This window comes from Hippea alviniae EP5-r, from assembly GCF_000420385.1.
Classification (GTDB): domain Bacteria; phylum Campylobacterota_A; class Desulfurellia; order Desulfurellales; family Hippeaceae; genus Hippea; species Hippea alviniae.
The window spans coordinates 679,298-691,279 of sequence record NZ_ATUV01000001.1; the positions used below are offsets into that span (position 1 = coordinate 679,298).

An 11,982-nucleotide genomic window follows, 5' to 3' on the forward strand; every position below is an offset into this window, starting at 1 on the left:
GATGATAAATTGCCTTTTGGCATGAGAGAAGAAAAAAGAATAAAAAATAGCTTCATAGCTTTATCGATAATTCTATTGATTATATCTCTCTTTTTTACGGCTTTTATTTTCTACAAAGACCTTACGGCCATTCATCGAGATGTTTTTAAGGACTATGAAACCGTATATATACACAAAAGTAAAAGTGAGATTAAAAATGTAGTAAACTACTTCATTGAAAGCATAAAATTTGAAAGAGAAAACGCCTTTGAAGACATAAAAGTCTCTCTTCGCAGAAAAGCTAAGAAGATAGAAAATGTGATGATGGGTTTTGAAAGGGAAAAAGACAGAAAAGAGTTTTTAAGAATGGTCTCCTATCAAGACCCTTCCATTTGTGTTATTTTCTCCAAAAGAAAGAGATTATACTGTCCTCTTTCAAAAATAGAAAATAACAAAAAAATACTTTTAGAACTTATAAAGACGGTATATATAAGGCCTATCTTCAGAACAATCTACTTAAAATCTAAAAATGGAGAAACGAATAAATATCTGGCTTTTATCATCTACAATTCAAAAGAAAAAGCTTACATATTGACACTTGAAAATATGACAAAGATAGAAGAAAAACTAAAGGATAAATTTAAGAAAGAAATAAACAAGTTCAGATATGGAATATCAAGAAAAAGATACATGTTTGTTTTGAGAGTCGAAAAGAAAAATGGAAAAATAAAGCTCATAAGGCTTGTAAACCCAAATAGACCAAAAAGTTTTATGAATAAAGAAATACCCTTAGATACAAAGGATATAAAAGGAAAAGAGTTCGTGAAAGAAATAGTAAGTATTGCCTTAAACAAAGGAGAAGGGTTTGTCGAATATTACTTCAAGATTATAGGTGAAAACAAAATATCTCCAAAGATAACATACATAAAATATTACAAACCATGGAACTGGATAATAGGTAGTGGTTTTTATCCTGATTTATACAAAAACGACCTATACAAGAGAGACAAAAATTTAAACAAGATTTTTAAAAAGTACATACTAAGCCTTACATCCGAACTTGCAGTATTTAATTTGCTTCTTCTGCTTGTCTTTGTGGGATTTGTTAACATAATAATGAAAAGGATAGCGCGATACAGAAATCAACTTGAAGAGAAAGAGAAATTTCAAATTCATCTTATAGAATCTATACCAAATCCGTTATTTATACTTAACAAAAATGGAAACTTCGTAAGGGTAAACAGAGCTTTTGAAAAGTTTTTCTGCGTTGATGAAAGTTCCTTGCTTAAAGGTAAAGTTAAAGATAAAACCATTGAAGAATTAAAAGAGCATGCCTTAAACTTCTTTGAAAAAAGAGAAAATAATAACTCAAAAGAGATACAAGTTGATGTATGCAAAACAGAGAAAAGCATAATAGAGATTTTCTACTCTGTATACACAGATATTAATGGAGAACCTGAGGGCGTCATAGGCATAATTTTCGATATTACAATAAAAAAGGCAGAAGAGAGAAAATTAAAACAAATAAGTATAAAGGATGAGCTAACCGGACTATTTAACAGAAGGCATTTCAACGAGATATTAAACAGAGAAATATTGAGAGCAAATAGATATAAAGAGCCACTATCAATGATAATGTATGACATAGACCATTTCAAAAGAGTTAACGACACTCACGGTCATCTTGTTGGAGACAAAGTTTTAAAAAGGCTCAGCGAAATTGTAAAAAGTAATGTTAGAAGTTCAGACTATGTGTTCAGAACCGGAGGAGAAGAATTTAGCATATTACTTCCAAACACCGATTTAGAAAAAGCCTATATGGTTGCAGAGAAACTAAGAAAACGTGTAGAGAACGAAAACTTTGATAAGGTTGGCAAAATTACGATAAGTCTTGGCGTTGCTCAATACTCAGAAAATGAGACGGCAGATAACTTCATAAAACGCACAGACAGTGCATTATACTCTTCCAAAGAAAACGGAAGGAATAGAACATCAACTGGCTAAAGGCATCGTAGAAAAAAGAAAAAATATAAACGATAAAAATGAAGAGACTTCAAGCAGATGAACAGCAAGAGTTATATCAGAAATCTTGGGTTTTCTATCGAATTCACCGATTATAGGTTTATCAATCCATACACCGTTATACTTTGTCCTTCCACCAAGCATAAGCTTCAAACTGCCAGCAAAAGCACTCATAGGATGCGCTGAGTTCGGGCTTGAATGGGCTTTTCTATATTTTCCGAAAGTATAAATAACAGCCTCAAAACCACGACCAATCAAAACAGAAGCTATAGCAATAAAAACAATGCTCAACCTTGCCGGTATAAAATTCAAAACATCATCAAATTTAGCAGCAAACCTACCAAACTCAATGTATTGCTCGTTTTTGTATCCTATCATCGAGTCAAATGTGTTGATGGTTTTAAAAATCAAAGCACCAACAATGCCAAACAGAGAGAAGTAAAACATAACCGACAAAACGCCATCGACATAATTTTCAGATACAGATTCAACTGTTGACTTTATAATTTTATCTTCTTCTAAATCATCAGTATCTCTGCTAACCATATGTGAAAGATACAAGCGTGCTTTCTGTATATCTCCATTTTCTAAGGCTTTGTAAACCCTAAGTGCATGCTCTTTTAAAGACTTTACGCTGATTGATGAAAAAAATATGTAAGTTGCAACAAGAGAGTAAAAGAGCCTAACAAAAAAGTAATCTCTATACATCACAAAGAGCATGATAACAACAAAAGCGAAACTAAGAACAATAAACAGAACAGATAACACGCACAAAAAACCTGCAAAAAGCTTATCTCTAAAAGGATAAAAAACATTTTCAAACAGCCGTATAAGTTTTCCTATCCAAACGACGGGATGAATCTTTACAGGTGGCTCACCAAAGAAGTAATCCAGTATAAACCCAACAACAAACGCTATGGCATTATAATAAACAAGCTGTGATATTATCTCTTTCACTGTATCATCTTATCAACAGGAAGACTATTTTCAATTATTTCAGCAAGCATATCTATCTGTTTATCCTTCTCTTTTGCTATATCAATATTCACATCAATCTTTTTGCCAATAACATTAAAAATAAATTTTAGAAACTCTCTATTGTTGAAAATGCCATGCAGATATGTGCCTATGATTTTTTTGCTTTCTTCAAACACGCAAACATTACTGTCTTCTGCAAGCTGAATAACACCTTCAACTTCTGATAAACCGTGATGAATCTCATAGCCTTCAAGGTTTGCACCTTTTAGGTAATTTATGCCTTTGTATGTTTTATTGATAAGCTTTTTATCTTTGGAAAACTCTGTCGTCATTTTCAAAAAACCAAATCCCTTACTTAAACCAACCACTTCACCGAGCATCTGATAACCGCCGCAGACACCAATCAATAGCTTTTTTGAGAGAATCTTACACAAGGCTTCATAAAAACCTGCCTTATAAAGGTAATTTAAATCATAATCAACAGCTTTTGAACCCGGAATAATCACCATATCACAATCATCAAACTCTGGTTTGTCTATAAATTTAAGACTTACATCATCGATAAACTCAAAAACTCCAAAGTCTGTAAAGTTTGACATATAGGGCAACTTTATTACGCAGATTTTTACAAAGCCTTCTTTTTTTGATGGTTTAAACAGAGAATCTTCTTCATCAAGCTTCAATCTAACAAAAGGCACAACACCCAAAATCGGCACACTACAATAATTTTTAAACATATCAAAGGCAGGTTTTAGAAGATTTATATCACCCCTAAACTTGTTTATTATAAAGCCTTTGACCAACGGTTTAAATTTATCTTTTATCAAATCGAATGTGCCCTTAAATGCTGCAAACACACCACCTTTGTCTATGTCTCCAACTATGTAAACATTCGCTTTGGCATAGCCTGCCATCCTTAAGTTTACAATATCGTATTTTTGAAGGTTTATCTCAGCTGGTGAGCCTGCACCTTCCATAACAATAAAGTCAAACTCTCTACTTAGACTATCAAAGGCATCCTTTGCTATTTCGAAATGCTCATCTGCGAACTTGTAATACTCACCATAAGATACGGTTTTGAATGGTTTACCCTTTCTCACTATGTATGTCTTCCCGCCATCTGGTTTTAAAAGTATAGGGTTCATTCTCCAATCCGGCATAACTCGTGCCGCAGTTGCCTGTAGATTCTGAGCTATGCTTATCTCAAAGCCATCTGGCGTTGTTATGCTGTTTAGCGACATATTTTGAGATTTAAACGGTGCAACAGAGTATCCTTTATTTGCTAAAATTCTGCAGAATGCAGTCGTTATTATGCTTTTCCCAACCCCCGATGCAGTTCCGCAGAACATTATCGCTTTAGCCATCTTCCATAAACCTTCAAAAAAGAGTTTAAAAACTTCTCCGTAGTTCTTTTATCCTTGATAGAAATTCTAAAGAATTTATCACTCAATCCCCTAAAATTCGAGCAATCCCTTATCAAAAAGCCTTCTTTTATCATCTTATCAAAAAGCCAGGCTGAGTCTTTTCTCTTTAATTTAAACAACAAAAAGTTTGTCTTGCTTTCGAAGGTTTCAACATACCCACTCTTTTTCATCTCCTCTCTTAGCCAATCCCTAACATTTACAATCTGAGCTATTTTGTTAGAATAATCCAGATCTAAAGCCCTTATAGCAAGCTCTTCGGCTAAAGCCGATACAGACCAGGAAAGATTAATTCTATTAAGTTTCTCTATAATTTCGCTGTTTGGAGTATAAAGCCAACCCACCCTTGCACCTGCAAGTCCATAAAGCTTGGAAAAACTTCTCAAAACGGCAAAATTATCGCTTTTTGCAAAATTAAAAACCGAAGTGTCTGATGCAAACTCTATATAAGACTCATCAACAACAAAAAATGTGTCCTTGTTCTCTTCTATAAACTGACTGAGTTTTAACGGTGATATAAAACCACCTGTTGGATTGTTTGGGTTGCAGATAAAGACAATGTCATGGTTGATTTCCAAAAGCTCAAACTCAAAATTCTTTTCTTCTTTTGCAAACCTAAAATCGACTTTCATATCAAATGCTTTAGCCAAAATCTCATACTCAGAAAATGCAGGCTCATAAATCAGTGCTTCTCTTTTTGAAAAAATCATGCACAAATCTTTAATAAGACTCAAACTCCCACTGCCTGCAATTATCTTTTCTTTATCAAGAGAAAACTTTTTAGATATTGCATCTCTTAGTCTGTATGGAGTTTCTGAAAACAAACCAGAAAGCAGAAATTTATAGTCCAAATCATCAAACAGAGCACTCTCTGGCTCAACGGTATTACTGCTTAAATCTATAAGACTTTTTTTGTCTATGCCGTATTTTTCTGAAAAATATAAAAGATTACCACCATGTTTTAGCATACACACTTACCAGTGATAGAATTATAAGAAGCAGCGCTTCTGTTGTCTCTATGGAAAAACCCAGCATATCACCTGTTATAACTCCCAGTTTCTTTTTGAAATATTCAAAAATAAAGAAAACATATAAAAAGAATGCAAAATTTACAATCAAAGCAACTCTAATAGGCAAAACAAAAAAGCTTAAAACAACAATTATGTATCCAAAAGCAAAATCAAAAAACTTAAATTCTTTAAAAAAATCATGCGCTGTGCCTTTTTCTCTTCCATATGGAAGCTTTTTCATCAAGTAAACAACCGAAAACCTGCTGTATGCAGGCAGAAAAATATAAAACAACTTATCTTTTACAACAAAGAAACCAAGCAACTTAGCAAAAAGCACGAAAAAGATAGCAAGGACGCCGAATGTCCCTATTCGGCTATCCTTCATTATTTTTAGCATCTCATCTCTGTCTCTGTGAGAGAAAAACGCATCCGAAGCATCGGCAAGTCCGTCTATATGCAAACCACCTGTTATAAAAACAAGATAAAACAGCATAAAAAAGACAGAGAAAGGTTCTTTTAAAAAGGATAAACCATAAAGCCCAGCTCCTATGAGCAACCCGACAACAGGGAAAAACTTAACGCTCTCTTTTGCATTGAATTTGCAGTTTATGCGTATAATTGTAAGAAACGATAGAGCGCTTAAAAGTGAGTTCAAGTTTCAGCCTCTGAAACACCCGCTTCTTCAAATGTTGCAACTTCTTTTATTATTCTTGCTGCAGCGTCTATGATATGCATGGCAAGTGTTGCACCTGTTCCTTCACCCAATCTCATATTTAGCCTTAAAATCGGCTCAAGGCCTAAATATTCAAGCATAAGCTTATGTCCCTTCTCTTCTGACAAATGCCCAGCAAACATGTAATCTTTAACGCTCTCATTTAGCTCATAGGCTATCAAAGCTGCTGCAGTTGATATAAAACCATCGATAATAACAGGAATTCTGTTATAAGCCGCAGCAAGAATAACGCCTGTAATACCTGCAATCTCAAGCCCACCAACCTTAGAGAGCACATCTATCGGGTCGTTCTTGTCTGGCTTGTTTAATTCTATAGCTTTTTTAATGGCATCTATTTTTCTCGAATAAGCATCATCGCTTATGAGCGTGCCTCTTCCTGCTATCTCTTCTGGACTTTTATTTAAAATAACAGAAGCAATTGCAGCAGATGGCGTTGTGTTGCCTATTCCCATATCACCCGTTGCCACAAGATTTAAACCTTCACTCTTTATCTTTTCGTCTGCAATTTCAAAACCAACCATTATTGCATCTATAGCTTCTTCTCTACTCATCGCTGCAGTCTTTGTCATATTATTCGTGCCGTTTTTCACTTTTCTGCTTATAAACTCATTTTCACCATCTATCTCTTTTTCATCAAACTCACACTTTGTCCCTATGTCGCATACAACAACCTTTGCGTTATTTTGTCTTGCAAGAACAGTAATTGTTGCGATACCAGCTATAAATGCCTTTACCATTTCACATGTTACAACCTGTGGATATGCACTCACACCTTCTTCGACAACGCCATGGTCGCCTGCCATAACAAATACGCATCTTTTATCAGTTGAAGGCTTAAGTGTCTCCTGAATAGCACAAAGCCGCTCAGATATATCATTCAATTTTCCCATTGCCCTAAAAGGCATAATAAGTTGGGAGGTTCTCTCTTGTGCTTTCTTTAGTATTTTTTCATCCGGTTTTTTTATAGAAACTATGAGTTCATTAAAGTGCATACAAACCTCCTGTTAATAAACTTTAAGGAAATATTTAACAATATAAAACGCTTATGTCAACAATCAGAATATTGAGCAATAAACAACTTGAATTTATCTCAGAAAAGTATTAGGTTTTCAAAAATAAGACTGATTCAAGAAATGCTCGAAAAAGGTAGGATTGGTGAGATTATAAGAGAAAACTTTACCAAACACTTCTCTCATATAGCAGACAAAAAAGATATTGAACTTTTAAGCGAAGCTGTTTATAGCCTACTAAACCACAAAATGGATTCCTTAAGCAAATTAGGAGAAAGGCTATTTCTATCAGGAATCTTGCTTTCTCACTTTTTTTACATCTTTGAAAAGGTTGTATCCCTTCTTGAAGGTGAGAAAAAGAACCTAAGATTAGAGAATATGCTTTCAGCAAAAAGAGAGCTTGCAAAAGGATACATTAAAGAAGAGTTAAAATTCGACAAACACCTATTTGAAAGATACAAAAACAGAAAAATAGCAGCAGAAAGCAAAGAACTATCGGAAGCTTTAAATATGCATACAAGTTGGATTATCAATTTTATAAACTCTATCCTTGATGGAACGATTTACGAAAACAGCGAACTCGACAGCTGGATAGACAAAACTCAACAAACTGAGATACCGAATCTTGATAACAATACCTACAAAAAGATAAACAATTCTCTTAAAGAAACGGCAAAAAGACTTTTGAAAGCTTATAGAAATGGAGAGTATTTCTATTTTTCTGTGCTTTACAGGGAATTTATGGGATATTCGTCAAAAATGCAAAACATGTTGATTCTAAACTTCATGAGCGAAGAGATTATCTCTATATACACAGACTATCTAACTGGGCTCGATAATCAGTTTAAACTGAAGAAAGATTTGAAAAAGTATGCGGATAAATACCTGCTTTTAATAGATATAAGCAACTTCAGAGAGATAAACATAAGTTATGGATTCGATACGGGCGACAAAATCTTAAAACACACGGCAGAAGTGTTAAAAAGCATAGAAAACTGCAGAGCTTATAGGTTTATAGGCGATGAGTTTGCGGTTATTATTGACTCAAAAGAGAAATCCCACAAGATCCTAAAAAGCCTTGAATCTATGACATTTACTATAAATCATCACACAATATCGCTCTTTTTCTATGGAGCCTTAGGCAAAATTAAGCCAAACATACTCGAGCTTGCAGAATATGGTTTAATAAAAACCAAAAAGTTAAAAAACCATATAATAGATTTAGAAGAATCTGAAAAAAACAACTTAGCAGGTGTATCGCTCTCAAATAAAGACCTTCTCTCAATCAATGCTCAGCTAAAGGTGGCTGTGGCATCAGATAAAATTGTCCCTTATCTTCAGGGTATATTTGACGCATGCAATTTATCAAAACCTGCAAAATATGAAGCATTGATGAGAATAAGATTTAAAGAGAAAACAATAACGCCAAAGGAATTTCTAAGCATTTTAAAAAATACATATCTCTACTTTGAAGCAACAAAGATAATGTTTCTCAAATGCGTCGATGTAATTGAAAGAAGAGACATAGAGATAAACTTCAACTTAAGCGTACTTGACATAATAAACCAAAACACAACAAAATTTCTAAAGACAATTCTACTTAAAAAACCAGAAATAGCACAGAAGATAACATTTGAGATTACAGAAGAAGAAGCCATAGAAAACTTCAGAGAAGTTAAGAAATTTATATCCGATATTAAAAAACTTGGAGTTAAAATTGCCATAGACGACTTCGGTAGCGGGTATGCAAATTACAGCTATATCTTCAACATGAATCCAGATTACATAAAGATAGACGGAAACCTTGTGTCTGAGATACTAACAAACGACAAACAGGTTGTTTTTATAAAATCGTTGGTTGATATGTGCAAAAATATAGGAATAAAAACCGTTGCGGAGTTTGTTGATTCAAAAGAGAAAATAGAGAAATTGGAAAAACTGGGTATAGATTACTTTCAGGGTTTTTATCTGCATAAACCAGAACCATGCGATAAATTATAGCCACTCTTCTCAATCATTGACAAAAAATATAGTTTAACCTATTATTTAAGTGGGATTTTTTACTTAAAAAGAAATTAAATGTTTTAGTTAGTTTAAGGAGGGCTTCCAAATGGTTGGTATGTTTGATGCTGTAAAGATGGGCAGTCTAAACCTTAAAAACCGATTCGTCATGGCTCCTGTTAAAACAGCATATGGCAATCCAAAAGGAGAAGTTAACGAACTGCATCTTAAGTTTTACGAAAAGGTGGCAAAGGGCGGAATAGCATTAATTATCACAGAACCTGTTGCAGTTTTGAAAAGCGGAAGAGAACATCCAAAACAGCTCTGTATCGATGAAGATTATTGTGTCGATGAACTAAAAAAGATAACGGATGTAATACACAAAAACGGCTCTTTGGCGTGCCTAAACCTTAACCACGCAGGAAGGGCAGCAAACCCAAAGGCAAGCGGTCAGCCACCTTTGGCACCAAGCGCAGTTATGTGTCCAGCAACAAAACAGACACCGCTTGAACTTACGCAGGAGCAGATTAAAGAGATAATTAAAGCATTTGGTGTTGCAACAAAAAGGGCAAAATTAGCCGGTTTTGATGCTGTTGAACTGCAGGCTGGAATGGGCTACCTTATAGCACAATTCCTAAAAGAGAGAACAAACAAAAGAACAGACGAATACGGCAAAGACAAGCTACTATTTGCAAAACAGGTGTTTGAAGAGATCTTTTCGAATGCAAATGGAATGGATGTAATTGTAAGAATTGCAGGCAATGAGTTTGTTGAAGGTGGAATTACACCAGAAGACAATAAACCAATCTTGGAGCTTGCAGAGAAATACGGTGCAGCTGCAATTCATGTGGGTTTGGGTAATGCGTGTGATACACCGCCATGGTACTATTCTGCAGCATTTACACCTGTTGAAAAGCAGATTGAAGCATTTAAATCTATCAAGAAACTTACAAACCTGCCTGTAATCGTTGACGGAAGAATGGCAAACAAAGAGAAGATTCAGCAGGCTCTAAATGAAGGATGGGCTGATTTTATCGGTCTTGGCAAGTCTTTGGCCTGCGACCAAGCATTCGTAAAGAAACTTGAAGAAGGCAGAGATGACGAAATCTATTACTGTGGCGGATGTCTGCAGGGATGCTTACTAAAAGTCAAGGCTGGTATAGGTCTTGGATGTATTGTCAATCCATTTATCAATAGGGATGAGTTTACAAAGAGCGACAAGCAGCTTAAGTTTGTTGTAGTTGGTGGTGGTCCTGCTGGAATGGCAGCTGCAACCTATGCTGCAAAGAAAGGTTATTCTGCCGTTCTGTTTGAGAAAAACAAGCTTGGTGGCCAGTTCAACCTTGCCGTCTTGCCACCATTCAAAGACTCAATGAGAAGGCCGCTTAATTCTATGATTGAAGACCTAAAGAGACATAATGTTGAAGTAAAATACGAAGAAGCAGACTATGAGAAAATCAAGGCATTAAATCCTGATGTTGTCGTCGTTGCAACAGGTGCAACATCTACACTTCCAAAGATTGAAGGTATTGAAAACGAAAACGCCGTTGATGCATTTGGATATTTTGAATTAAGCAAACCGGAAGGAAAGAAGGCTCTCGTTTTAGGCGTTGGATTGATAGGAAGAGAGATAATGGAAGATTTGATTCTAAAACATAGATTTGAAGAAGTTGTAGGTGTTGATATACTTGAAGAGTTGCCAGAAGATTTCACGCTTGCCAGATTGAGAACAAACCCGAAGGCGAAGATAATTACAGGTGCAAGACTTGAGAGATTTACAAGCGATGGTGTCATAATAAACAAAGCTGGAAATGAAGAGAATATCGGTAAGTTTGACCTTGTAATAACCTGCATTGGAACAAGACCGAATCAGAAGCTGTATGAAGAGATAAAAGATAAGTTTGAGCATGTCGAACTTATAGGCGATGCAAACAAAGTCGCAGACATTTACGAAGCAACGCAACAGGCTTATAATGTCGTTGCAAAGTATTAAAACATCAAAGGGAAGGCTAAAGCCTTCCCTTTCCTCCTAAACAGCCATGCCAAGAAGAAGAAAAAGAGCAAGAATAGGATATAGATTTGGAAAGGTTTGTTTTAAACCATGCGGAATGCCACGATACAACCTTGATAAGGTTACTCTAACCTATGATGAGCTTGAAGCCATTAGGCTTGCAGATTTAGAAGGCATGTATCAACAGGATGCAAGCCAACTAATGAATGTATCAAGACCAACATTTTCGCGTATCATAGAGAGAGCACATCAAAAGATTGCAGAAGCGTTAATTCATTCTAAAGCCATAGAGATAGAAGAGCACATCGAAGATGAATAGCTGCATATTTTGTAAGTATGAAGAACTCAATGTTATTTTAAAAAATGAGTTATGTTATGCGATTTTTGATAAATATCCCGTCAATAAAGGGCATATGCTTATTATTCCATACAGACACATAGAGAGCCTATTTGATGCAACAGAAAAAGAAATAAAGGCAATTTTCTCACTTTTAAAAGAAGCAAAAGCATACTTAGATGGTGAATTTAAACCCGATGGTTATAATGTTGGTGTCAATATAGGAAAATATGCAGGCCAAACCGTAATGCACCTACATGTCCATCTTATACCGCGATACAAAGGTGATATTGACAACCCAACAGGTGGCGTAAGGGGGGTTATACCATCAAAGATGCGATATCCCTTCTCTTAATGGTGCGAGCGGGGAGACTCGAACTCCCACGCCTTGCGGCACCAGATCCTAAGTCTGGCGCGTCTACCAATTCCGCCACGCTCGCAAAGCGGAAATTTTATATAAAACCTTACTACAAATGTCAA

At 35.3% G+C, this 11,982-nt stretch carries 10 protein-coding genes and 1 tRNA gene; 5 read left to right on the forward strand and 6 right to left on the reverse strand.

All coding sequences use genetic code 11. The features are described 5' to 3' along the window. Positions 1-21: 21 nt before the first annotated feature. The gene (locus G415_RS10660; RefSeq protein WP_155825428.1) at positions 22-1,983 is read left to right on the forward strand and encodes a diguanylate cyclase; all 1,962 of its coding nucleotides are present in this window, start codon (positions 22-24) and stop codon (positions 1,981-1,983) included. Here G415_RS10660 and G415_RS09710 read toward each other — a convergent pair. Genes G415_RS09710 through cobT form a run of 5 tightly spaced genes read right to left on the reverse strand, consistent with a single transcriptional unit; the run spans position 1,972 to position 7,135 of the window. Continuing rightward, positions 1,972-2,958, reverse strand: coding sequence for a cobalamin biosynthesis protein (locus tag G415_RS09710; protein ID WP_022670235.1), 987 nt, complete (start codon positions 2,956-2,958; stop codon positions 1,972-1,974). The genes G415_RS10660 and G415_RS09710 overlap by 12 nt on opposite strands. Further along, positions 2,955-4,343: a cobyric acid synthase gene (locus G415_RS0103660; RefSeq protein WP_022670236.1), complete on the reverse strand. Its 1,389-nt coding sequence runs from the start codon at positions 4,341-4,343 to the stop codon at positions 2,955-2,957. Before G415_RS0103660 ends, G415_RS09710 begins: the two co-directional genes overlap by 4 nt. Continuing rightward, positions 4,328-5,368 (reverse strand): pyridoxal phosphate-dependent aminotransferase, encoded by a 1,041-nt coding sequence (locus tag G415_RS0103665; RefSeq protein ID WP_022670237.1) that lies wholly within the window; start codon positions 5,366-5,368, stop codon positions 4,328-4,330. The genes G415_RS0103660 and G415_RS0103665 overlap by 16 nt, the downstream gene beginning before the upstream one ends. After that, complete coding sequence (cobS, locus tag G415_RS0103670) at positions 5,349-6,065, reverse strand: adenosylcobinamide-GDP ribazoletransferase (protein WP_022670238.1); 717 nt, start codon at positions 6,063-6,065, stop codon at positions 5,349-5,351. The genes G415_RS0103665 and cobS overlap by 20 nt, the downstream gene beginning before the upstream one ends. Beyond that, a complete protein-coding gene (gene cobT, locus G415_RS0103675; RefSeq protein ID WP_022670239.1) occupies positions 6,062-7,135 on the reverse strand; it encodes a nicotinate-nucleotide--dimethylbenzimidazole phosphoribosyltransferase in 1,074 nt (357 codons plus the stop codon). Before cobT ends, cobS begins: the two co-directional genes overlap by 4 nt. Before the next feature lie 141 nt (positions 7,136-7,276). Here cobT and G415_RS0103680 point away from each other — a divergent pair, with 141 nt between their 5' ends. The 4 genes from G415_RS0103680 (at position 7,277) to G415_RS0103695 (ending at position 11,857) form a co-directional block, all read left to right on the forward strand. Further along, positions 7,277-9,154, forward strand: a complete 1,878-nt coding sequence (locus G415_RS0103680) for an EAL domain-containing protein (RefSeq protein WP_155825430.1) — start codon at positions 7,277-7,279, stop codon at positions 9,152-9,154. Between the two features lie 109 nt (positions 9,155-9,263). Continuing rightward, positions 9,264-11,147, forward strand: coding sequence for an oxidoreductase (locus G415_RS0103685; protein ID WP_022670241.1), 1,884 nt, complete (start codon positions 9,264-9,266; stop codon positions 11,145-11,147). Between the two features lie 46 nt (positions 11,148-11,193). Next, positions 11,194-11,484, forward strand: a complete 291-nt coding sequence (locus G415_RS09715; protein WP_022670242.1) for a DUF134 domain-containing protein — start codon at positions 11,194-11,196, stop codon at positions 11,482-11,484. Then, a complete protein-coding gene (locus G415_RS0103695; protein WP_022670243.1) occupies positions 11,477-11,857 on the forward strand; it encodes an HIT family protein in 381 nt (126 codons plus the stop codon). Before G415_RS09715 ends, G415_RS0103695 begins: the two co-directional genes overlap by 8 nt. Here the strand turns inward: G415_RS0103695 and G415_RS0103700 are convergent. Next, positions 11,858-11,942 (reverse strand) — tRNA-Leu (locus tag G415_RS0103700). Between the last annotated feature and the right edge of the window lie 40 nt (positions 11,943-11,982).

Coding starts and splice junctions, on each gene's coding strand:
- G415_RS0103695 (WP_022670243.1), top strand. CDS start 11,477: ATGAATAGCTGCATATTTTGTAAGTATGAAGAACTCAATGTTATTTTA.
- G415_RS0103660 (WP_022670236.1), bottom strand. CDS start 4,343: ATGGCTAAAGCGATAATGTTCTGCGGAACTGCATCGGGGGTTGGGAAA.
- G415_RS0103665 (WP_022670237.1), bottom strand. CDS start 5,368: ATGCTAAAACATGGTGGTAATCTTTTATATTTTTCAGAAAAATACGGC.
- G415_RS0103680 (WP_155825430.1), top strand. CDS start 7,277: ATGCTCGAAAAAGGTAGGATTGGTGAGATTATAAGAGAAAACTTTACC.
- G415_RS10660 (WP_155825428.1), top strand. CDS start 22: ATGAGAGAAGAAAAAAGAATAAAAAATAGCTTCATAGCTTTATCGATA.
- G415_RS09715 (WP_022670242.1), top strand. CDS start 11,194: ATGCCAAGAAGAAGAAAAAGAGCAAGAATAGGATATAGATTTGGAAAG.
- cobT (WP_022670239.1), bottom strand. CDS start 7,135: ATGCACTTTAATGAACTCATAGTTTCTATAAAAAAACCGGATGAAAAA.
- G415_RS0103685 (WP_022670241.1), top strand. CDS start 9,264: ATGGTTGGTATGTTTGATGCTGTAAAGATGGGCAGTCTAAACCTTAAA.